This is a genomic window from Pseudomonas sp. SST3 (genome assembly GCF_003325755.1).
On record NZ_QORI02000004.1, the window covers coordinates 1 to 21,893 of the forward strand.

Sequence of the window (21,893 nt, forward strand, 5' to 3'; positions counted from 1 at the left end):
TGAATGGTGGCGCGCTCTTCAACGCTGAGTTCGGTATAAGACATAGGGGCAGCACCGTACCGGAAAGGTCAGGTGTTGCACTCAGTTTTTGCCGCCGCCCATATCCATTGCTCGCGACAACGCGTCAGATACATCACGTGTTTGGTCGATACTTCGTTTAGTTGAACTCATCACGTCAGCACCCAAATTCGGATCAACACTCGTTGCCTCCCCCCGACTAACGGCTAGCTATCCAACCAATAATCGTCTCGAGCAATACGCCCAAACTTGTAGTCTTCATGCTGCGGGGCGTCGCCAAACAAATGATGTATGCGTCGCTCCTGTCGCAGGTACGCCAAGGTCATGAAGAAGCAGGTTTCACACATCCGTACGCGATAACGCTCACCGTCATGTCGCGCGCCGTATCCCCAGTGCGCTTGCAGCACACCGAACTGTTCGCCGTACCCAGGCACTCGCATGGAGGTACCACAGACGTCGCAAGGCACATCGGGGTGTCGGTTGTCTGGTACGTCCATGCCCGCCAATATCTGACTACGCATCAAAAAATCTTCAACACAGTAGTGAGCTCGGCGCTTTTGCGAGCCCCTGGGCCAGCAAGCACATATCGCGTATTGCGCGTTCTGAAAATGCACCCATCGGCAAACTCAATCAGTTGTGTTGTACGCACCCAGTCACCCTCTTGGAAACGGTTCGCACTGTCGTACAACACGCGGCCGGCATACACCATCGCGGGCTGTTGCCCGGCCGCCTGTAACGTTTCTCGTATCGCGTCAGGCACGATGAGATCGATCCAGATCCAGTCACGCACAACACAGAAAGGCACCTCGTCAAGCAACGCAGCCGCTGAACCACGCGCGCACGCCTCTGCTAACGACATCTCGATACCAGGCATTACCTCACCCGGGGCGTATAACAAATGAGATACTTTCTTTAAATCGTCCATACCATCTCTCTATCTGAGCCATAGATGTCTAGAGGCAGAATCTGGGCAAAACGTCCCTACCTTGACAAACCTACCAAGTATGAAAAGCTTGTTTCCCAATGAGCGTCAGTTCTGACTATTAATATATGGCCTGAGTCCAAAAGGCGAGCAGCGCAACCCCATCAACCTCCATTATTAAACCAAGTACCTTATTCATCGATGCAAGCCTATGGCATCGCCCCACTACGCTCAGTATTGGACAAAAAACAGCAACCTGAAACCAATGCAATAAAATAATCCAGCTCCAACCACTGCTCGTCAAGCACTTTTAGAAAAGAAAAAGCCAACCACTGACCATCGGTATTTGTAATACGTATATATTGACAAGGATTGCCAGAACTCACGCACCAGAAGAGCAAGAAAGATAATCCTTATCGGACTTACCCTAGGCGCGGCCAATCACTATTTGAGATCAAGACATATCTCCACGGACGATGCGAGGCTGATCCAACCGGCTCGGAGTCGTCTTTTCGAATTTTGAAATTTCGCACCGTTGGTAATCACCACAAGCGAGGCGCGTCTGTGACGCGGAAGGGTACCGCGACTCCTCGCGACTGCTTAAATTGCAAACGAAAGCGGATGACCTGAGTAATTTGTAACGAGGGGCAGGTTCGAGAAAGTCTGCGTACGCTGAGATCTGCTCACTAACATCTAGCTGCCTATCTAGTGCACGCACGAAGCGCGTCACGCGTCGAGCTGTACGGCGGGGCCACAAAATGATGGAAATTATGGCTCAGCAATAATTATGGCTGAGCCATAATTCCATATAACCGCAGCGTCACGGAAAAACCGCAATTATTTACAGCCTGCAATTGACCATGACAGCTGCCCCTCCAACGAGGGGATAGACTAAGTAGGTTAGCTAACTCGGGGCTGTGGAGATGATCGAGGATCGCGCCAATGAGCTGTTCATCAGCGCCGCTAGCATCTGGGAAACGGCCAAAACGCGATGGGCAAAGCCAGCTTTCAGTTCGATACAGGAGTACTAAGAAGGTCTCTTCTGGACGGCGACTACAAGGAGCTGTCCATGACCAGCCGACACGCCATTACGGCTGCGGCCTCGCCTCTCCTTCACAGCGCCCATTTGATCGGGTGCTCATCGGACAAGCCGCTTCGGAAGGCTTCATCCTAGTAACCAATAATCATGCTATAGCGAAGTATTCGGGGCCAATCAAGCACGTCGGTTGAATGCGCCAGCCTTCGATACCCTGTCGTAACGGGATGTCTAATGACCATACAAGCCGTCTGCCTGCCTGAAAAGTGTCCGGATGGCCGTGGAATCGGTGTCCGGATGCTCGTGGAATGAGTGTCCGGGTCAGCGTGGAATCACTGTCCGGATGTGCGTGGAATGGGTGTCCGAGTCAGCGTGGAATCCGCAATCAAACGCTCCGGCTACGGGCGCGAGCTAATCGGCTTGGGCATCAAGGAATTCGTCAATCACAAGCTGATTAGCGTCATCGATATTGACGCGCCGTTCTAACTTCATCTGCACATCAACGCAAACATCAATACCTGATGCAGCCAGCCTCCATGATGAAAAGCTCAAGGGAGCTGGCTGCATAGGCAACCCTGGCGCGAAGCACGGCGCGTTCCCAGCTGATCCAGAAGTGAGCTGCAAGGGCGTGGAAATATGCACACGTGCCGGAACCAATAGCGTTATATTGACATATATGAATATTGCGAATAGCCTGGACTCGTAACCCGCGCTAGAAACCTCAGGAGGCACCCCCCATGAAAGATTCCAGCGATACCCATCCGAATCACCTTCCCGACAGCAGCTACGGCCTGTTTATTGACAACCAGTGGGTTTCGGACGAATACGGTGAAACCCTCGACATTATCAACCCCGCCAACGGAAAAATTCTCACCAACATCCCAAACGCCACAGCTGCCGACGTCGACCGCGCGGTGCAGGCCGCACAGCGCGCCTTCATGACCTGGCGTACCACCTCACCTGCGGAACGCGCCAATGCGTTGTTGAAGATCGCCGACCTGCTGGAAGCCGATGCCGATCGGTTCGCCGTTCTGGAAACCCTTGATGTAGGTAAACCCATTCGTGAAAGTCGCTCCGTCGACATCCCGCTGGCAATTGATCACTTCCGCTACTTCGCCGGCGTAATCCGCAGCCAATCGGATGAGGCGGTCATGCTGGATGAGCAAACACTCAGCATCGCTCTCAGTGAACCCCTCGGAGTTGTGGGCCAAGTGATTCCGTGGAACTTCCCGCTGCTTATGGCCGCCTGGAAGATCGCTCCGGCCATCGCAGCGGGTAACACCGTAGTCATCAAACCTTCCGAGCTGACCCCGGTAACCATCCTCGAACTGGCGAAGATCTTCGCTAAGGTACTTCCAGCCGGCGTGGTCAACATCGTCACAGGCTTAGGCACCACAGTTGGGCAGGCGTTACTGGATCATCCGGACCTGCGCAAGCTTGCCTTTACCGGCTCGACGCGTGTCGGCGAACTCGTCGCCAATGCGGCAGCGAAGAAAATCATTCCCGCCACTCTTGAACTGGGCGGCAAGTCGGCCAACATCGTTTTCCCCGATGCGAACTGGGACAAGGCCGTGGAAGGCGCAGTCCTCGCCATCCTGTGGAACCAAGGCCAAGTCTGCGAATCCGGCGCACGGCTGTTCGTTCACGAATCCATCTACGAACGATTCCTAGCTGAGCTCAAGCATAAGTTCGAAGCTGTGCGTGTGGGTGACCCACTGAACCCGGACACCATGATGGGTGCACAGGTCAGCAAGTCCCAGATGGAACGGATCCTCGGCTACGTCGATATCGCTAAACAGGAAGGCGCTGAGGTACTGATCGGCGGCGGTCGTCTCACAGGTGCCAATTACGATGCCGGCTTCTTCATCCAGCCAACGATTCTGGTCGGTGTTCGCAACGATATGCGCGTCGCCTACGAGGAAATTTTCGGCCCTGTTCTGTGCGTCATTCCTTTCAAGGATGAAGCGGAGGTCATCGCCATGGCCAACGACTCCGAGTACGGCCTAGCCGGTGCAGTCTGGACCCAAGACATCAACCGGGCGTTACGTGTGGCACGCGCGGTGGAAACCGGACGTATGTGGGTAAATACCTACCATGAGATCCCTGCCCATGCCCCCTTTGGTGGCTATAAGAAATCTGGCCTAGGACGGGAAACTCACAAGTCAATGCTGGAAGCCTACAGCCAGAAGAAGAACATCTACGTCAGCCTCAACGAAGCACCGCTCGGGCTCTTCTGACCTCCTTGAACCATGTTTTTTTGACTTATAACATCGAATATTTTAGATATGCAGGTAAGCAAAATGACACACTCAGAACTTTTTAAAACCACTCAGCTGGGCCCATACACCCTCAAGAACCGTATCGTTCTGCCGCCACTGACGCGTTCACGCAGCTCCCAACCCGGCAATATTGCGAACGACCTAATGGCCACATATTACCGTCAGCGCAGCGGTGCTGGCTTCATGGTGACCGAGGGCACACAGATCGAACCTCGAGGACAGGGTTATGCCTGGACACCTGGCATTCATAGCCCGGAACAGATACAAGGCTGGCGTAAGGTCACCGACGCTGTTCACGCCGAAGGGGGGGTGATCTTTGCTCAACTTTGGCATGTGGGCCGCGTGTCGCACACGTCGCTGCAACCCGGTGGTGAAGCGCCCGTCGCGCCATCAGCCATCCGCGCGGACAACGTCAAGGTGTTCATCGAAACTGGCCCCGGCACGGGTACACTGGCCGACCCTTCGACCCCACGAGCCCTGTCCAACAAAGAGGTAAAGGAACTGGTTGAGCTCTACGCCCAAGCAGCCCGAAATGCTTTGGACGCAGGTTTTGACGGGGTGGAGCTTCACTGCGCGAATGGGTACCTGGTAAACCAGTTCATTTCGGCGCATACCAACCAGCGTGATGATGAATATGGCGGTTCGCTGCAGAACCGTCTTCGCTTCCTGCGCGAAATCACCCTCGCCGTTGCTGGTGTCGTCGGCAAGGAGCGCGTTGGCGTTCGCTTCGCCCCGCTGTTCGCGACCACAGACGAAGACCGCGTCTACCTTGGCCTGGTCGAAGAAGATCCTCACCAAACCTACATCGAGGCAGTGAAGATCCTCGAGGAAGTAGGCATTGCCTACCTGTCGCTCGCCGAAGCCGATTGGGAAAACGCACCCGAGCTGCCTGAGACGTTCCGGGAAGCTGTTCGTAAGACCTTCAGCGGCAAGATTATCTATGCCGGCAAGTACACCGCTGAACGAGGAAATCGCGTGATAAAAGCTGGCTGGGGCGACCTGATCGCTTTTGGCCGCCCCTTCATTGCGAACCCCGACCTGCCCGCTCGTATCGCCAACAACTGGCCGCTTAACCCAGTTGATCCAAGCAGCATGTACGGCGGTACCGATAAGGGCTACACCGACTACCCGACTTACAAATCCTAAACGCTCAGAGCCACGCCCCATAACTCAGGGGCGTGGCTTTGCGTTTGCTGACCGAGGAAGTTAAGCATGTACCAACCGAGCACGATCCCCTACCAAGAGCATAGGGGATTCAAACGAACCTTCAGGCAGGGTCATCTAAGCCTTGGGCTGTTCTTTCCCCTGGAGGCTTTCGAAGGTGATACACCGAGCATGTTAGATCAGGTCGCGCTGGCCAAACGTGCAGAGGCACTTGGTTTTTCGGCGCTCTGGTTTCGCGACGTGCCGCTCAGGGACCCAAGCTTCGGCGATGTCGGCCAGGTTTTCGACCCTTGGGTGTATCTGGGCTACATGGCAGCCCATACAACAAAAATCGCACTAGGCACCGCCTCCATCGCCCTTACTTTGCGTAATCCCTTGCACACGGCAAAGGCCGCAGCGAGCATTGATCAGTTGAGCGGAGGTCGCTTGCTCCTGGGAGTAGCCTCTGGCGATCGTCCCGTGGAGTTTCCCGCATTCAGCGTTGATCCAGAACAGCGTGGCGAGACCTTTCAAGAAAACCTCAATGTGATACGCCAAGCCCATCGAACACACTTCGAGCCCATTCGCTGGAGTCACGGCGAGTTACTGGGGGCCGATCTCGTTCCCAAACCTACGACTCGGGAAATACCGCTATTCGTAACCGGACACAGCCGCCAGCCGCTCGATTGGATCGCGCGTGAAAGCCATGGATGGATCAACTATCCACGTCCGCCAAAAATGCAGCAACTCATCGTGGAAGATTGGCGACAGGAAACGGCTAAACAATGTGGCACTATCTACAAGCCGTTCTTGCAATCGCTGTATATCGACCTGGACGAACACCCATCCACGCCGCCCTCGCCTATCCATCTAGGATTCCGACTGGGACGTAACCACCTGCGGGCCTTGCTGGATACACTTCAGGAAATCGGTGTAGATCACGTCATCCTGAACCTCAAGTATGGTAAACGCCCCGCAGCAGAGGTTATCGAGGAACTTGGCAAACATATCGTCCCGCAATTCGGCGCACAGGTGCCCGATAGTCCTACCTGACAGGACAATAGGATTCCAGTCCAAACCAGCCCGTCATTGCGACGGGCTGGCGCGCAGAGATCATGGCGAAGCCTTCCAATTTGATGCGCGAATCAGGAAGATATCTAGATATCGAAAAAAACAGGTCTCAAAAAATTCATGATTATTGACGTCAACGAAGCCCTGAAAGCATTGGCGAACCCGACGCGCCTTGCCATCCTCAATTGGCTCAAGGATCCCAGGACAGTCTTTCCCGAGCAGGAAGTCGACCCAGAAACGGTAGGCGTGTGCGTCAGTATCATCCAAGAGCGCACGGGCCTCTCGCAGTCAACGACATCGCTTTATCTCGCAGCTCTACAGCGCGCGCAATTGGTGACATCGCAGCGGATCGGCCCCTGGACCTACTACAAACGCCACGATGAGAATATCGATGCCTTCTTCAAGGCGCTGCAAGAAAGAATCTAGGGCTGCACACCCTTGTATTTCTGACTGATTTCAGTCTTTGCCGATGTCAAAAACAGCAATCTGACCAAATAACGATCAGATCATCCGAAGCTTCGAGTGATCGAACAGCATTACCAGTGATGCGGTGCGCGGAAAAAACGCTCCTATAGCAAAACTGCCACTTGATAACGCTGAAACCAGGGGCTGTACACGCAAAAGACAGCACACTCCAGAGAGGACGCGAAGCCCTTCAAGTGCTCTTCTACGGCCAACCTTCTTTAGGGGGCAGCCGCCACGGCGTCGACATCCCACGCCAGCCCCTGGCGCGTTGGGTGATCCAAAGTGGCGAGCAACTGCAACCGTTGCTCAACCTGATGCGCGACAAGCTGCTGGACTACCCCGTGTTGCACTGCGACGAAACGCGCTTGCAGGTGCTGCATGAACCGGGACGCGACCCCTCGGCACAATCCTGGATGTGGGTGCAAAGCGGTGGGCCGCCGGACAAGCCGGTGATCCTTTTCGACTACACAGCCAGCCGCGCGCAGGAGGTGCCGCTACGCCTGCTCGATGGCTACCGCGGCTACCTGATGACCGACGACTACGCCGGTTACAACGCCGTGGCTGCACGCGACGGCATCGAACGCCTGGGCTGCTGGGCGCATGCGCGACGCAAGTTCGTCGAAGCCCAAAAGGTGCAGCCCAAGGGCAAGACTGGGCGTGCCGACGTGGCGCTGAGCCTGATCAACAAGCTCTACGGCATCGAGCGTGACCTGAAGGACGCTGACCATTCCAATCCAGCGGGTTCCCCATTGACGCTGGAGCCGCATCCCATTTCCCGCTATACCGAAGCGGTTAAAGGCCAAAGGGCCGAAACGGCAAGGGAATGGGGGTGCAAGGGGAAAGGCCCTACCTCGAAAAGGCGAAAAGGCATCCCGGCCGGCCCCCCCCAGAGGACACTCACATGCTCTCCCTGTTCCAGCGAAAACGGCCTCCGGTCACTGCCCCATCACCAGCGCCCGCCACCGACCTCCCCAAAGGGCTGCTACGGCCCGAATCGGCCGCATCGCTGCTGGCGACACCGCGCCGACAGAAGCTGCTGGAACACATCTGGCAGCGCACGTCGCTGTCGCGCCGGCAGTTCGCCACGCTGTACCGCACGCCGCTGGAGCGCTACGCCGAGCTGGTCCAGCAATTCCCCGCTTCCGAGAGCCATCATCACGCTTACCCCGGCGGCATGCTGGATCACGGGTTGGAGATCGTCGCCTATGCGCTCAAGCTGCGGCAGTCCCATCTGTTGCCCATCGGCGCCAGCCCCGAAGACCAGGCGGCGCAGTCGGAAGCCTGGACCGCCGCCGTTGCTTACGCCGCGCTGCTGCACGACATCGGCAAGGTGGCCGTCGATCTGCTGGTCGAGCTGGCAGACGGCTCGCTGTGGCATCCCTGGCACGGGCCCGCTGCACCAGTCGTACCGCTTCCGCTACCGCGAAGACCGCGAGTACCGGTTGCACAGCGCCGCAACAGGGCTGCTCTACCGCCAATTGCTCGATGGTCCGCTCCTAGACTGGCTCAGCGGCTATCCGTCTCTGTGGGCACCATTGCTCTACGTCTTGGCCGGGCAGTACGAGCACGCCGGCGTGCTGGGTGAACTGGTCGTGCAGGCTGATCGCGCTTCTGTGGCACAGGAACTGGGCGGCGATCCCGCGCGCGCCATGGCCGCGCCCAGGCACGCGCTGCAACGCAAGCTGCTGGACGGGCTGCGCTTCCTGCTCAAGGAACCGTTGAAGCTGAATCAGCCGGAAGCCTCCGATGGCTGGCTCACTGAGGATGGGCTGTGGCTGGTGAGCAAGACTGTCTCGGACAAGCTGCGCGCGCACCTGCTGTCTCAGGGGATCGACGGCATTCCTGTGAACAACACCGCCGTCTTCAACGTGCTGCAGAACCACGGCATGCTCCAGCCCACCTCAGACGGCAAGGCGGTCTGGCGCGCGACCGTGACCAGTGCGACCGGCTGGTCCTACTCGTTCACCCTGTTGCGCCTCGCGCCCGCGCTGATCTGGGAATCCGGCGAGCGGCCAGCGCTTTTCGCAGGCACGGTGGCGATCGACACGACGCCAGCGGAAACCAACGGCAGTGCACCAGGCACACCGCCCGCGGTCGTGGGGCAGCCAACCCCCGAAGGTCTGGAGACTCCCCCTTGGGAATGCCCTCGCAGCGATACCGCCTTGCCGACTGCGGCCCCGCCCGTGCCTGACGTCATGGAGGACATGCTGGCGATGGTTGGATTGGATCGCACGGCCGACATGGGGAAGGGTGAAGATCCAGTGGAGAAAGTCCCTGCCCCAACCACAGCCGCAGCGTCTCCCTTGCCACTTACCCCTGCGCCTGGACCTGCATCAACTCCAACAGTCGCGATACCATCCGGGGAGCATTTCATGACGTGGCTGCAACAGGGAGTCGCCGCGCGGCGACTCATCATCAACGACGCCAAGGCGCTCGTGCATACGGTGAGCGACACCGCCTACCTGGTCAGTCCCAGCGTGTTCCAGCGCTATGCGTAGGAACATCCCAGGTGGATGCGCTGGTCAGGCAGGACAAGCAACCGGATTGGCAGTGGGTGCAAAAGCGCTTTTAGAAACTGCAGCTATACCGCAAGCACCCAAATGGCCTGAACATTTGGACCTGTGAAGTCACGGGCCCGAGGAAGTCCCGCCGACTGCATGGCTACCTCCTCGAAAATGGGTCCTTGGTATTCGCCGAAATACCGCCCAACAATCCCTATCTTGCTCTGACTCAGGAAGGATGACGCGACTCGGGCAGCGACCGTCACCACCGTGTGGCGACGATCAATGCCCCGCGAAGCTGGCAACATTTGGCGAACTAAGCTACTCGGCCCGCGCCAACTCCCGTGCAAGGAACGGAGCGGTTCGGCTGCCAGACTTTCGGGCCACCTGCTGAGGGGAACCCGCCACCACGATGCTGCCGCCGGCAGCGCCCGCGCCTGGCCCTACGTCGATCACCCAGTCGGCTTGGGCCACCGCACGCATGTCGTGCTCGATCATCACTACGGTATTACCGGCATCGACCAGGCGCTGCAACTGCACCAGCAGCCGGTCGGCATCCGACGCGTGCAGCCCGGTGGTCGGCTCGTCGAGCACGTACAGGCTTCGGCCGCGCTGGCTGCGCTGAAGCTCGGTCGCCAGCTTGATGCGCTGCGCCTCGCCACCGGAAAGCTCAGTGGCCGGTTGCCCCAGGCGCAGATAGCCCAGTCCGATGTCGCGCAGCAGTTGCAGGGGCCTTGCCACCGCGTCTTCACCCGCGAAGAATTCGCTGGCCTCGTCCACGGTCATCTGCAGCACCTCGGCGATGTTGCGCCCGTTCCACTGCACCTTCAGCGTGGCCTCGTTGTAGCGCGCGCCATGGCAGGTCGGGCACGGCGCGTACACGCTAGGCATGAACAGCAGTTCCACGCTAACGAAACCTTCGCCCTCGCAAGTCTCGCAGCGCCCCTTGGCGACGTTGAACGAGAACCGTCCGGCATCATAGCGGCGGCGTCGAGCATCGGGCGTGGCGGCGAACAGCTTGCGCACATGGTCGAACAGACCCGTGTAGGTAGCCAGGTTCGACCGCGGCGTGCGCCCGATCGGCTTCTGGTCCACCTGCACCAGGCGCTGTATGGCGTCCACGTCGCCCGCCAGATGGCCGCCGGTCGCTTCGACCACTGCCGGCCCTTCGCTGGTGGCGCTTTCGGCGGCATCGTCTTCAGGCTCGTGGCCCAGGTGCAGCAGCACCAATTCCGGCAGGGCCTGCGCGACGAGGCTGGATTTGCCGGAGCCAGAGATGCCGGTAACGGCTGTCAGCACGCCCAGCGGAATGCGCGCATCCACGCCATGCAGGTTATGGCGGTGGATGCCCTGCAGCTCCAACCAGCCGGTCGCTTCGCGTGCTCGGCTTCCGGGTGCGGGAATTTCGTCGAACAGGTAACGTGCAGTACGCGATTCGGCAATCTTGCGCAGGCCATCCGGCTCGCCGCTGTAGAGCACGCGGCCGCCACGCTCCCCGGCATCCGGCCCGACATCCACGAGCCATTGCGCGCGGCGCATCAGGTCCAGGTCGTGCTCCACCACAAACACCGAGTTGCCCGCGTCGCGCAGCCGGTCGAGTGCATCGTACAGGGCCTGGCTGTCGGAGGGATGCAGGCCCACCGAGGGTTCGTCGAGTACGTACACGACGCCGAACAGCAGAGAACTTAATTGCGTGGCCAACCGCAAGCGTTGCAACTCGCCGGCCGAAAGCGTCGGCGTGGCCCGGTCCAGCGTCAGGTAGCCCAGGCCTAGCCCGCGCAGTTGGCGCAGGCGCGCCATCACGCCTCCAGCCAGGCGCTGTGCGGCGAGGCGCTTTTCTTCCGACAGCGCGGAGGTACGGCGCACGTCGGGCGATACCGCATGGACCGCACGGCCGGTGGCAGCGCGTTCGGCACGCTCGCGCCGGGTCGCTTCCTTGTCCGTAGCCGCACCCGCTGCATGGGCGCGGAAATCGCCCTGTGCGATGGGTTCGAGCAATGCCGCCAAGTGGTCCAGCGGCATCTGCATAAACGCGCCGATGTCCACCCCAGCGAAGGTGACCGACAGCGCTTCGGGCTTGAGCCTCTTGCCGTGGCAGGTGGGGCACGGCTTGCCCTCCATGAACCGGGATACGCGCTTTCTCATCAGCGCGCTCTGGGTATTGGCGAAGGTGTGCAACACATACCGCCGGGCGCCGGTGAAGGTGCCCATGTAGCTCGGCTCCATCTTGCGTTTGAGCGCGGTGCGGGTTTCGGCAGGCGTGAAACCGGCGTACACCGGCACCGTTGGTGTTTCCTCGGTGAACAGAATCCACTCGCGATCCTTTTTCGGCAGGTCCTTCCACGGCCGGTCAACGTCGTAGCCCATACTGACCAGGATGTCGCGCAGGTTCTGGCCCTGCCAGGCGGGTGGCCAGGAAGCAATCGCCCGCTCACGGATGCTCAGGGAGGGGTCGGGCACCATGATCGCCTCGGTCACCTCGTACACATGACCCAAGCCGTGGCAGGTCGGGCACGCCCCCTGCGGCGTGTTCGGCGAAAAATCCTCGGCGTACAGCATCGGCTGGTTGGCGGGATAGGCGCCGGCGCGCGAATACATCATCCGCACCAGGCTGGACAGGGTGGTCACACTGCCCACGGAGGAACGCGCATTGCTGGACCCCCGCTGCTGCTGCAGCGCCACCGCTGGTGGCAGGCCGTCGATCGCATCTACGTCCGGCACGCCCGCCTGGTCGATCAGGCGCCGTGCATAGGGGGCCACCGACTCAAAGTAGCGTCGCTGCGCCTCGGCATAGATGGTGCCGAAGGCCAGCGAGGACTTCCCGGAGCCGGAGACACCCGAGAACACCACCAGCGCATTCCGCGGGATAGAGACGTCCACCTCTTTGAGGTTGTTCTCACGCGCGCCACGCACCTGCACGAGGCCGCTGGCCGCAGCGGTACAAGAGGATTCACCGAAAGTATTGTTTGGCATGTTCTTATCCTGTAGTTCGCCCCGCTCAGGACGGGACTTCCTGAGTGGTAGGGAAAACTGATGCTCTGCAGATGCTCGTCACGCTTGATGCGGTGCTTCTTCCTGTTCAGCCCCGCTCAGAAACAATTGGCACTGCTGATTGAAGAAGTCTTCCAGTTCAGCGGCTGTGAAGTGGTCGCTGAAGGCATGCTCGGCGTGACTCATCACGTCGAAATACACCACAGCCAATTCCAACTCTTCCAGCTCAAGCTGCTGGCAGAGCAGCCAGCCGTAGACCTTGACCTGCGCCCAATGCAGCAGCCGGTGGTTGGCCGGAATGCGGCTGATATCGCCACGGTGGGTTTTGATCTCTTCTAGGCGCCGCTCTTGCGGATCGTACCCGTCGGCCCTGCCGCCGACCAGCAGGCCGGGGTAGCTGCCACTTAGAGGTAACTCGGCGATATAGCCGTCTCCCCGCCGATCAACCACTGTCTGGTGCCCAGCCATGCCTTCCTGAGCGGTGGGGGAAGGGGTGAAGCGCAGATCCAGGTCACCTTCCTTGGCGGTGAACTCGCACAGTGCCCGCACCGCTACCCGATAGCTCATGCCTCAGCCCAGCGCACGTAGCAAACTACAACGGCGATACCGTGCTCAGCCGCGAAACTGAGCCAGCGTTTCTGGTTGTCCTGCAGGCGGTCGCCGGGGCCTTTGACCTCAATCATCCGGTAGCGATGTTCCTGCGGATAAAACTGGATCAGATCGGGCATGCCGGCGCGGTTGGCTTTCAGATCTCGCAGCAGGCGGGTAAAACAGGCGTGCAGGTGTGCAGCGGGAATGCACTGCAGGGCTAGTTCCAGGCGCGCCTCATCGAGCATGCCCCAAAAGACGAAGGGTGATTGCAGGCCGAACTTTTCCTGATACCGAGCCTTGATCAATTGCCTGTAGTCGGGTTGTTCAAGTTGCAGTAGACAGCGTTTGAACAGGTGTTGGCGGCGCGCATAAAAGTCCGGGCTGTGCAGGTCCACCGGGCCACTGTGGAACGGGTGAAAAAATGACCCCGGCAGCGGTGCGAAGATCGCCTCCCAGCACAGCAAGCCGAACAGGCTGCAGAGCAGGGTATTTTCCACATAGTGCACCGGAGCATCATCCTGCTGCAGGTGATCACGCACAGCTATCTCCACACTGCCATGTGTCGGCGCCGGCAATACCAAGTCGATGCGGGTTTCGCTCGCAGCCTTGGGCTTTTTCACCATCTGCAGGCCGAGCTTGCGCTGCAGGCGGGTGAGGGCTCGTTCCAGGCGCTGGCTTTCTTCATAGCTGCCTGGGGTTTGGCTAAAGGCCAGGGCCTGATCATAGGCCTCGGCATCGCGCCCCAGTTGTTCCAGTACGCGAATCTGTCGCCAGCGGGCTTCGCCATGCGCGCTTTGCTGATAAAGCAGCAGGGCCTGCTCCAGCTCACCGCTCCTCTCCAGTTGCTGGGCGATCTGAAACAGCAGGCACGATTGGCGGCTGCAAAGGTATGGGTTGCTTGAACTGAACGCCAGCAACGGCGGTACAATGTCCGCCAGGTCTGCGCCTTGCTCAACGCTGACGCGTAACTGGCGCAGGTGCAGGTAATCCTCAAGATCCTGGCGGCACTGAAAACCACGTGACTCCGGGCCTATATCCACCGATTCGTAACGGTAGATGCCCAGATCCGTCAGCACGAACTCGGACCAGTCCTGAGCCAGATTGCCAAAGAACATCAGGCGCAAACGATCACACAACTCGCCCACCATCAGGCTGAGTAACTGATCATCCAACATAGGGCACCAGTCCGTGAAGGTCTGGGCAGGTAGCTCCATTGCGCGCAGTTGTTCGAGCAGCTCGGCCTTTTTCTGCGCCGCGCGGCGGTCTGTGAGCGGCATATGAGTCAGCACCTCATCCTTGCGCAGCAGCTCGGCAATCTCATCGGCTGTGAGCAGCGCCTGCTCGGTGATCCATCCCTGTTCAAGCAGTGGATCGGCAGCAGCCAGGCAGTCGCCGATTTCCGGGTAAACGAGCTTGCTCAGACGAAAATGACAGCCCTTGCGCTAATCATGCGCACCAGCAAGGCCTGGGATGGCCAGGGCAGGGTATTGAAGGTGTCGAGAAAGGCACGTTCTTCATCCGCCAGTAGATCTGCATAGCGCTCAGCCACCCAGGCGAGTGCCGTACGGAAATTGCTGAGGTAGTAAAGCTCAGGGGCTAACGAGACGGACATGGTAGTGATCACTGTATTCTTGTACAGGATTGTCCGTGTTGCGGTGCCGAGGATCAACTGGCGCAGAAGCTGACGGTATCAGCAGGTGAAAGTGGCCAACTCCAGCCCGATGCTACTGGCGACTCCCGGCCGGTATCTGCCTGTCGCGTTAGGCAGGTACCGGCCGAGACTGTGTAAAAACGTTTTCAAGTGCGGCAGGTACTCAAACACAAGCTAGAAATCGTGCATCTGGGAGAAATCCACATTTGCTGACGTGCCGATAAACTCCAGATTTCACGTAGACGCGAGTACTTCAATTTTGACGAAGCGTTTTTACACACTCTGGGCCAATAGCGGTCAGTCGCGATACCATAGAGATGATTCACCATAAGGCAGCGACTGGAGCTCACGCAGCAATAATCCTTAGATCCATTGCTAACTGACTAATACAAGATGCTGCTGGTTGGCAGATTCGATTCGTTCTCTCATCAGGATCACAAGCCGTCGGTACTCAAGCTTAGGAACAGCATGGCGATTGGCAGATTTCCAAAGTCGCCATGAGTCGCTCAGAACGATGTTTCATGACCGGCGAAACTTGGATCCTGCCTGAGCATCATTGATGCTCGCATGGATTCGAACGATACAGCATCCGAGTAGCCGCCCCGAGCAGGAGACGGCTACTCAAAACACTAAGCCGCAGGCTTCATCACAACCTTCGTCCACCCCTTGTCTCGTGCATCGAAGTGCTTATAAGCACTTGGGCCATCATCCAGCTTCAATCGATGGGAAACGATCTGCGAGGGTGCGGCACGCCCGTGATGAATTAGCTCAGCCAACTGGCGGTTGTACGCCTTGACGTTGGCTTGCCCGGTGCCGATTTTCTGCCCTTTGAACCAGAAGGAACCGAAGTCGAAAGCCATCTTCCCTTCTTTGGCTAACTCGTTCTTGGCACCCGGATCTTGGGGAACGAATACCCCGACTACTCCGATACCACCGGTTGCCTTGGTCGAGGCGACGAGGTTGTTCATGGTCAGGTGATTCACCTCGTGGCCATGTTTGTCGCAGCACTGGTAGCCCACGCATTCGCACCCACGATCCGTGCCTTTACCATCGGTGTAATTCAGGATTTCATCGACAGCCTTCTGCTCGACGGAATTGATTGGCGTGGCCCCCATCTGGGCAGCCAGTTTCAAGCGGTCTGGTTGATCGTCTATTACGAAGACCTGCGAAGCGCCTTGGATAAGCGCGGAGTGCGCCGCCATCAAGCCGACCGGGCCTGCGCCGTAGATGGCAATGGACTCGCCTGGTTGCAGCCCCGCCAGCCTTGTTGCGTGCCATCCCGTGGGGAAAATGTCGGAGAGCATGACGTAGTCGTCCTCGCGCTCCTTCGCATCCTCAGGCAGCACGAGACAGTTGAAGTCCGCGAAGGGAACTCGCAGCAGCTCGGCCTGGCCACCGTCATAAGTGCCCATCTCTGCAAAGCCGTAGGCGGCACCAGCGCTGCCTGGATTGGCGGTCAAGCAATAGCCGGTAAGTCCTTTCTCGCAGTTTTCACAAAAACCACAGCCGATGTTGAAGGGCAAGCAGACCATGTCTCCAACCTTAACGCGCTCAACTCCTGCACCTACCTCGACCACCTCACCGAGGTTCTCGTGACCGAAGACTCGACCCGTCTCGAAGGTGGTTCTGCCTTCGTACATGTGCAGATCGGAACCACAAAGATTCGTGGATGTGACTCGAACGAGAGCATCCGTTGGTCTCTCGATCTTCGCATCTGGGACGTTCTGGACGCTGACGTCACGCGGGCCGTTGTAGACGATTGCTTTCATCTGGGTTCTCCAAGTCAGTTCAAAGGAGCGCCGATTGCGCTTTCGCTCCTACCTTGGTTCGTCTCCCATGCAACGCTCGTTGTTCAGGAAAACTGGTCAAAGCCTGACGGGCGGTACCGCGTTCGAGGCTGATGCAACAGCTCTAAAACGACCATTTTCCTCTATTGAAGCGCACGTCGCCGTTGCTCGGCACTGGGCTAAACTTTCCGTTTTTGCAGACAAATCGAGATGCCCAATGGAGACCGCTAAGATTCAAGCATTCGCAAACTGAATCGCCCCGGGTTTTGTGGAGGCCGTTTCGTTTAAGTCAGGCCGCCATGGCCTGACCTGCTTGTTGCTGGTGGAAGTTTGCCTCAGCCTCCGCAGGCGGGATATATCCGATTGAGCTCAGCAGGCGTTGGTGGTTGTACCAGTGCACCCATTTCAAAGTCGCCATTTCGACGGCTTCGCGGCTCTTCCATGACTGACGGTAAATCAGCTCGGCCTTGTACAACCCGTTGATGGTTTCGGCCAAGGCGTTGTCGTAGCTGTCTCCCTTGCTGCCAACCGAAGGCTCAATGCCGGCCTCTGCCAGCCGTTCGGTATAGCGGATCGAGACATCCTGGCTTCCACGGTCGCTGTGATGGATCAGACCACCCGAGCAATGCGGCTGACGGGCATACAAGGCTTGCTCTAGGGCATCCAGTACGAAGTTTGTCTTCATGCTGGTACTGACTCGCCAGCCGACGATCCGCCGTGCAAAGACGTCGATCACGAACGCCACGTACAGCCAGCCCTGCCAGGTCGATACATAGGCGAAGTCCGACACCCACAACTGGTTCGGGCGGTCGGCATGGAACTGGCGTTGGACACGATCCAGCGGGCAAAGGGCCTTGTCGCCGGCCACCGTTGTCTGCACGATCTGGCCACGTCTAATGCCCTGCAATCCGGCCCGACGCATTAACCGCTCCACCGTGCATCTGGCGACCTCGATGCCTTCTCGCCGCAGCTGCTTCCAGACCTTCACCGCGCCATAGCACTGCATATTGGCATCCCACACTCGCTGGATTTCCAGGGTCAATGCGTCATCGCGCTGAGCACGACAACAGCGCAGTGCCGGGTTGCGCTGTTGAGCCACGTGCCTGCGGTAACCGGACGGGGCGATCTGCAACACGCGGCAGATCGACTCGACCCCGAGACGGTCACGATGCTGATCGACAAACGCCCTCAGGACTTGGTGCGGCGGTCGAGCTCCGCCTGGGCAAAATACGCACTGGCCAGACGCAGAATTTCATTGGCCTTACGCAATTCCCGGTTCTCCCGCTCCAACGCCTTGATGCGTTCACGCTCTTCGGTGGTCGGGCCTGGACGCTGACCTGCGTCGGTCTGATGACGGCGAATCCAGCCATGCAACGTTTGCGCTGCACAGCCAATCTTCGGCGCGATGGCTTCAATGGCGGCCCACTCGGAGGAGTAGTCGTTCAAATGCTCCAGAACCATGCGCACGGCACGTTCACGGACTTCAGGGGAGTAGGTCGCAGTCTTTCTCATGGCCTCATCTTCTCAAGAGCTGAGGCCTCCACGAAACCCGGGGCGATTCAGGAAATCACTACGCCCAGGCGCAGTGGGCTGGGGCATACAAGATGTGAAAGTGTTTTTACACACTCTGGGCCAAAAGCGGACGATTGCTGGCAGGTATTCAAGCTATGTCCCCAGGCCCTGGGGAAATAGCTTGGGGTTTGAGAAAGCCTGCTTAAGGTGGTCGTACACCAATCGCACCCGCTTCGATACAGGACCCTGCTGCGGGCGGTATATGAACAGATCCCATGGCGCTGGAGCGAGATCAGCCAAAACAGCAACCAGCTTTCCTGACCGCAGATGAGGCTCAGCCAGATAGGCAGGAATTTGGCCAAAACACATGCCTGCCAGGGTGGCTTCCAATTCCGTATCTGGATCATCACAGATAAGCGCTGGCTGCCTGGGCGTGAACGTTTGCCCGTCGGCAAATAGCCAAGGCCAAGGGCGGCCATTTTTCCGGTCGATCAGGACTGAAAGTGGCAGCTTAGCTAAGGCATCCAAAGATTCAGGTGGTGTCTTTTGGCCTATGAGAGACGGGCACGCGACAACGTAAAACGGCACGGGAGCTAAGGCACGTGCAACGTAGCGCCGGTCGCGAATAACCCCCACCCTGATACCAATATCGATATGCGCCTCAACAGCATCAGTCATCTGATCTTCCAAGCGGAGATCGAATTGCAGGTCAGGATGTGCAGCGGCCAGGGGCTGAAGAAACGGTATCAGGAAGCGCCTGCCAATAGCATGTGGAGCCGTAATCCCCACCCTACCTGACAGCTCAGGCTCCGTCCTGTGCGACCGGAATAGCGTATCGAAATGATCCAGAGCTGACCTGGCATCTTTGGCGTAATCCTGACCGAAAGCAGTGATGCTCACCTGGCGGGTATTGCGGTGGAACAGTGATTCGCCAAGCTCAGTTTCCAGGGCTTGAATGGCTCGAGTCACCCCTTGTGGGGAGATGCCTAATCGAGTTGCCGCTTGGCGGAAGCTACCTGCCTCTGCTGCTGTGCAAAAAATCCTAACCATCTCCATGCGGTTAAGCATGTTGCCCCTCTCATTTATTCCATTTTCAGGAATAGCATAATCTAATCATTTCCATTTATTGAGATCAATCATGGGTCTAAAGTTTGCGCACTGCCAGGTTAACCAGCCATGGCGAAGTACAAACCCGCCGATGAGGTTCTCAGCATGAGCAATAACATTTCTGGAAAAGTTGTCGTTATCACCGGTGCCAGTAGCGGCCTGGGTGAGGTTACTGCGCGCCACCTTGCTGCGCTTGGCGCTCGCGTAGTGCTGGCTGCACGTCGCAAAGATAAACTCGACGCATTGGTGGCTGAGCTGACCAATGCAGGTGGTCAGGCAATCGCGTATCAGACCGATGTTACCTCTCAGGAAGAGGTCAAAACGCTCATTCAAGGTGCCGTGGACACCTACGGTCGCATTGATGTACTGGTCAACAATGCCGGACTGATGGCGATTGCACCGCTCAGCGATGCTCGCACTGACGAGTGGGATCGCATGATCGATATCAACATCAAGGGTCTGCTGTACGGAGTCGCGGCTGCATTGCCAGTCTTCCAGAAACAAAACAGTGGTCACTTCATCAACATCGCATCGGTTGCAGGCCTGAAGGTGTTTAGCCCAGGTGGCACCGTGTACAGCGGCACCAAGTTTGCTGTGCGGGCTATCTCCGAAGGACTGCGTCACGAAGTCGGTGGCAGCATCCGCACCACGACTATCGAACCGGGCGCCGTGGACTCCGAACTGAAATTCGGCAGCACCCACCAACAGAGCCGCGATTTCGTGGTGGACTTCTACAAGCATGCAATTCCCGCCGAATCGGTCGCTCGAGCTATCGCCTTCGCAATTGAGCAGCCTGCTGACGTGGATATTAACGAGATCGTTCTGCGCCCAACCGTGCAGGAGTTCTAATGAGTTGAGGGCCTGTCTCTTCGGCGTCAGGCCCCGCTTATCTGGAGTGAAAAGCGGTGAGTGCCACATGGCCCGGAAGAAAAGAAGCAAGCGCTCGATGCAGGTGCTGAATGCCCTGCAATTCTTCAGCAGCTTGCAGCTGTTCGTGGGGCTGACAACGGATTGATGGCAACGGTTATGGAGAGCTATCTACGGGAAGAGTTTCCCAGTAGCGAAATCAGGAGCGATTCGCAGAACAAGTCCATTGACGAGACCATCTCCATCGTCCGCTCCTACCTGCGGTAGAGGCACCAGGGTGCCCTCGGTGAGGGAAAATTTAGTTAGCTAGTAAAGGAAGCGACATCATGAAATCACGTGCAGCAGTTGCCTTCGGGCCTGGAAAGCCACTGGAAATCGTCGAGATCGACGTCGAGCCGCCGCGCAAGGGCGAGGTGCTTGTCAGGATCACGAATACCGGCGTTTGCCATACCGACGCCTTCACCCTGTCGGGCGAGGACCCGGAAGGCGTGTTCCCGGCGGTGCTGGGCCATGAGGGCGCCGGCATCGTGGTCGAGGTCGGCGAGGGCGTGACCTCGGTCAAGCCGGGTGACCACGTGATCCCGCTGTACACCGCCGAGTGCGGTGAGTGCCTGTTCTGCAAGAGCGGCAAGACCAACCTGTGCGTGGCGGTGCGCGCCACCCAGGGCAAGGGCGTGATGCCCGATGGCACCACCCGCTTCAGCTACAACGGCCAGCCGATCTACCACTACATGGGCTGCTCGACCTTCAGCGAATACACGGTGGTGGCCGAAGTCTCGCTGGCCAAGATCAACCCGGACGCCAATCCCGAGCATGTCTGCCTGCTGGGTTGCGGTGTGACCACCGGCATCGGCGCTGTTCACAACACGGCCAAGGTTCAGCCGGGTGACTCTGTGGCCATCTTCGGCCTCGGCGGCATCGGGCTCGCTGCGATTCAGGGGGCACGCCAGGCCAAGGCAGGTCGCATCATCGCCATCGACACCAATCCAGCGAAGTTCGAGCTGGCTCGTACCTTCGGCGCGACCGAATGCCTCAACCCGAAGGACTTCGACAAGCCGATTCACGAGGTTCTCATCGAGATGACCGGTTGGGGTGTCGATCACACCTTCGAGTGCATCGGCAACGTCAACGTGATGCGCTCGGCATTGGAAGCAGCACATCGTGGCTGGGGCCAGTCGATCGTCATCGGCGTGGCTGGTGCAGGCAAGGAAATTTCGACGCGCCCGTTCCAGTTGATCACCGGTCGCACCTGGAAGGGCTCGGCTTTCGGCGGGGTCAAGGGCCGCACTCAACTTCCCGGCATGGTGGAGGACGCAATGAAAGGCGAGATCGATCTCGCCCCGTTCGTCACCCACACCATGGGCCTCGACGACATCAACAAGGCCTTCGACCTGATGCATGAAGGCAAGTCGATTCGCACGGTGATCCACTACTGACCGCCCACTACCCATTCAACACCAACCACCAAGGAAATTAATCATGTCCACTCCTGTCATTTCTGGCGATGGCATCTTTTCGCACATTTTTATCGGCGCTGCCGACCTTCAGAAGTCGGTCGCGTTCTACGACGCCGCTCTGGGTGCTCTTGGCATCAAGAACCTCGGTCCTTTCAACAACGGATGGGTACTTTTCGGTCGCGAAAAGCCGGCTTTCATCATCGCCCGCCCGGGCAATGGTGAAGCGCCTTCCAGCAACGGCGTGACGATCGGCTTTGCGGTCGCCACTCCCGCTGAAGTGCATGCCTTCCACGCCGCCGGCCTTGCCGCAGGCGGCACTGACGAGGGCCAACCTGGCGCACGTGGTCACCTGCCGGGTGCCTATGCGGCCTACCTGCGTGATCCGGCGGGCAACAAGGTCTGCTCGTACACCTTCGTCTGAAAGCAAGGAAGCTGAGAGCGTTCTGACAGGGTCAGCACAAGCCTCTATTATACGGCGAGCCTGTTAGACGGACT

General features: G+C 58.5%; 16 protein-coding genes, 4 pseudogenes and 1 other annotated feature. Of the genes and pseudogenes, 11 read left to right on the forward strand and 9 right to left on the reverse strand.

What is annotated here, in order from left to right; all coding sequences use genetic code 11:
* Positions 1 to 224: 224 nt before the first annotated feature.
* Positions 225 to 539 (reverse strand): hypothetical protein, encoded by a 315-nt coding sequence (locus DQ405_RS05080; protein ID WP_057380855.1) that lies wholly within the window; start codon positions 537 to 539, stop codon positions 225 to 227.
* Positions 539 to 943: a DUF6957 family protein gene (locus tag DQ405_RS05085; protein WP_049326336.1), complete on the reverse strand. Its 405-nt coding sequence runs from the start codon at positions 941 to 943 to the stop codon at positions 539 to 541. Before DQ405_RS05085 ends, DQ405_RS05080 begins: the two co-directional genes overlap by 1 nt.
* A gap of 1,387 nt (positions 944 to 2,330) precedes the next feature.
* Here DQ405_RS05085 and DQ405_RS28080 point away from each other — a divergent pair.
* The 7 genes and pseudogenes from DQ405_RS28080 to mobH all read left to right on the forward strand — a co-directional run bounded on the left by DQ405_RS28080 (position 2,331) and on the right by mobH (position 9,677).
* Complete coding sequence (locus DQ405_RS28080) at positions 2,331 to 2,462, forward strand: hypothetical protein (RefSeq protein ID WP_003291465.1); 132 nt, start codon at positions 2,331 to 2,333, stop codon at positions 2,460 to 2,462.
* A gap of 251 nt (positions 2,463 to 2,713) precedes the next feature.
* Positions 2,714 to 4,213: an aldehyde dehydrogenase family protein gene (locus DQ405_RS05090; RefSeq protein WP_003291466.1), complete on the forward strand. Its 1,500-nt coding sequence runs from the start codon at positions 2,714 to 2,716 to the stop codon at positions 4,211 to 4,213.
* 63 nt (positions 4,214 to 4,276) lie between these two features.
* Complete coding sequence (locus DQ405_RS05095; RefSeq protein WP_168423420.1) at positions 4,277 to 5,401, forward strand: alkene reductase; 1,125 nt, start codon at positions 4,277 to 4,279, stop codon at positions 5,399 to 5,401.
* A gap of 66 nt (positions 5,402 to 5,467) precedes the next feature.
* On the forward strand, positions 5,468 to 6,451 hold the full coding sequence (locus DQ405_RS05100; protein WP_063543695.1) for an LLM class oxidoreductase: 984 nt from the start codon (positions 5,468 to 5,470) through the stop codon (positions 6,449 to 6,451).
* A 138-nt stretch (positions 6,452 to 6,589) separates the two neighbouring features.
* Complete coding sequence (locus DQ405_RS05105; protein ID WP_049326338.1) at positions 6,590 to 6,895, forward strand: ArsR/SmtB family transcription factor; 306 nt, start codon at positions 6,590 to 6,592, stop codon at positions 6,893 to 6,895.
* Between the two features lie 266 nt (positions 6,896 to 7,161).
* Positions 7,162 to 7,656, forward strand: a pseudogene (locus tag DQ405_RS05110) (IS66 family transposase); the annotation flags it as partial.
* Between the two features lie 179 nt (positions 7,657 to 7,835).
* Positions 7,836 to 9,677: pseudogene (gene mobH / locus DQ405_RS05115) on the forward strand (MobH family relaxase).
* Positions 9,678 to 9,756: 79 nt separating this feature from the next.
* Here mobH and DQ405_RS05120 read toward each other — a convergent pair.
* From DQ405_RS05120 to DQ405_RS05145, 7 genes and pseudogenes are all read right to left on the reverse strand, one after another.
* Positions 9,757 to 12,408, reverse strand: coding sequence for an excinuclease ABC subunit UvrA (locus DQ405_RS05120; RefSeq protein WP_168423213.1), 2,652 nt, complete (start codon positions 12,406 to 12,408; stop codon positions 9,757 to 9,759).
* An 8-nt stretch (positions 12,409 to 12,416) separates the two neighbouring features.
* A pseudogene (locus DQ405_RS05125) lies at positions 12,417 to 12,993 on the reverse strand (ATP-dependent DNA helicase); the annotation flags it as partial.
* Entirely contained in the window at positions 12,990 to 14,294 is a 1,305-nt protein-coding gene (locus tag DQ405_RS05130) for a VRR-NUC domain-containing protein (RefSeq protein WP_446730865.1), read from the reverse strand. The pseudogene DQ405_RS05125 and the gene DQ405_RS05130, both read right to left, overlap by 4 nt.
* Before the next feature lie 129 nt (positions 14,295 to 14,423).
* Positions 14,424 to 14,629: pseudogene (locus DQ405_RS28465) on the reverse strand (VRR-NUC domain-containing protein); the annotation flags it as partial.
* A gap of 668 nt (positions 14,630 to 15,297) precedes the next feature.
* The gene (locus DQ405_RS05135; RefSeq protein ID WP_003291480.1) at positions 15,298 to 16,437 is read right to left on the reverse strand and encodes a glutathione-independent formaldehyde dehydrogenase; all 1,140 of its coding nucleotides are present in this window, start codon (positions 16,435 to 16,437) and stop codon (positions 15,298 to 15,300) included.
* Positions 16,438 to 16,744: 307 nt separating this feature from the next.
* Positions 16,745 to 17,967 (reverse strand): IS3 family transposase gene (locus tag DQ405_RS05140; RefSeq protein ID WP_168423214.1). Its coding sequence is split into 2 segments (ribosomal slippage): positions 16,745 to 17,682 and positions 17,682 to 17,967, totalling 1,224 coding nucleotides; the frame shifts between segments, so codons are not numbered across the junction.
* Positions 17,573 to 17,689, reverse strand: a sequence feature (AL1L pseudoknot). It overlaps the preceding gene by 117 nt.
* 153 nt (positions 17,968 to 18,120) lie before the next feature.
* Positions 18,121 to 19,035 (reverse strand): LysR family transcriptional regulator, encoded by a 915-nt coding sequence (locus DQ405_RS05145; protein WP_021206411.1) that lies wholly within the window; start codon positions 19,033 to 19,035, stop codon positions 18,121 to 18,123.
* A 144-nt stretch (positions 19,036 to 19,179) separates the two neighbouring features.
* Here DQ405_RS05145 and DQ405_RS05150 point away from each other — a divergent pair, with 144 nt between their 5' ends.
* The 4 genes from DQ405_RS05150 to DQ405_RS05165 are packed head-to-tail and all read left to right on the forward strand — an operon-like array spanning position 19,180 to position 21,819.
* Positions 19,180 to 19,923, forward strand: a complete 744-nt coding sequence (locus tag DQ405_RS05150) for an SDR family oxidoreductase (protein WP_031310677.1) — start codon at positions 19,180 to 19,182, stop codon at positions 19,921 to 19,923.
* A 60-nt stretch (positions 19,924 to 19,983) separates the two neighbouring features.
* Positions 19,984 to 20,208, forward strand: coding sequence for a metal-sensing transcriptional repressor (locus DQ405_RS05155; RefSeq protein ID WP_013970887.1), 225 nt, complete (start codon positions 19,984 to 19,986; stop codon positions 20,206 to 20,208).
* 59 nt (positions 20,209 to 20,267) lie between these two features.
* Entirely contained in the window at positions 20,268 to 21,377 is a 1,110-nt protein-coding gene (locus tag DQ405_RS05160; protein ID WP_003291553.1) for an S-(hydroxymethyl)glutathione dehydrogenase/class III alcohol dehydrogenase, read from the forward strand.
* A 43-nt stretch (positions 21,378 to 21,420) separates the two neighbouring features.
* Positions 21,421 to 21,819, forward strand: coding sequence for a VOC family protein (locus tag DQ405_RS05165; RefSeq protein ID WP_036993209.1), 399 nt, complete (start codon positions 21,421 to 21,423; stop codon positions 21,817 to 21,819).
* Positions 21,820 to 21,893 lie beyond the last annotated feature (74 nt).

What these genes read in the sequence shown, in the direction of transcription:
- DQ405_RS05105 (WP_049326338.1), top strand. Translation starts at nt 6,590, where the DNA reads ATGATTATTGACGTCAACGAAGCCCTGAAAGCATTGGCGAACCCGACG.
- DQ405_RS05160 (WP_003291553.1), top strand. Translation starts at nt 20,268, where the DNA reads ATGAAATCACGTGCAGCAGTTGCCTTCGGGCCTGGAAAGCCACTGGAA.
- DQ405_RS05085 (WP_049326336.1), bottom strand. Translation starts at nt 943, where the DNA reads ATGGACGATTTAAAGAAAGTATCTCATTTGTTATACGCCCCGGGTGAG.
- DQ405_RS05165 (WP_036993209.1), top strand. Translation starts at nt 21,421, where the DNA reads ATGTCCACTCCTGTCATTTCTGGCGATGGCATCTTTTCGCACATTTTT.
- DQ405_RS05100 (WP_063543695.1), top strand. Translation starts at nt 5,468, where the DNA reads ATGTACCAACCGAGCACGATCCCCTACCAAGAGCATAGGGGATTCAAA.
- DQ405_RS05090 (WP_003291466.1), top strand. Translation starts at nt 2,714, where the DNA reads ATGAAAGATTCCAGCGATACCCATCCGAATCACCTTCCCGACAGCAGC.
- DQ405_RS05120 (WP_168423213.1), bottom strand. Translation starts at nt 12,408, where the DNA reads ATGCCAAACAATACTTTCGGTGAATCCTCTTGTACCGCTGCGGCCAGC.
- DQ405_RS05145 (WP_021206411.1), bottom strand. Translation starts at nt 19,035, where the DNA reads ATGCTTAACCGCATGGAGATGGTTAGGATTTTTTGCACAGCAGCAGAG.
- DQ405_RS05135 (WP_003291480.1), bottom strand. Translation starts at nt 16,437, where the DNA reads ATGAAAGCAATCGTCTACAACGGCCCGCGTGACGTCAGCGTCCAGAAC.
- DQ405_RS05150 (WP_031310677.1), top strand. Translation starts at nt 19,180, where the DNA reads ATGAGCAATAACATTTCTGGAAAAGTTGTCGTTATCACCGGTGCCAGT.
- DQ405_RS28080 (WP_003291465.1), top strand. Translation starts at nt 2,331, where the DNA reads ATGGGTGTCCGAGTCAGCGTGGAATCCGCAATCAAACGCTCCGGCTAC.
- DQ405_RS05095 (WP_168423420.1), top strand. Translation starts at nt 4,277, where the DNA reads ATGACACACTCAGAACTTTTTAAAACCACTCAGCTGGGCCCATACACC.
- DQ405_RS05080 (WP_057380855.1), bottom strand. Translation starts at nt 539, where the DNA reads ATGCGTAGTCAGATATTGGCGGGCATGGACGTACCAGACAACCGACAC.
- DQ405_RS05130 (WP_446730865.1), bottom strand. Translation starts at nt 14,294, where the DNA reads ATGCCGCTCACAGACCGCCGCGCGGCGCAGAAAAAGGCCGAGCTGCTC.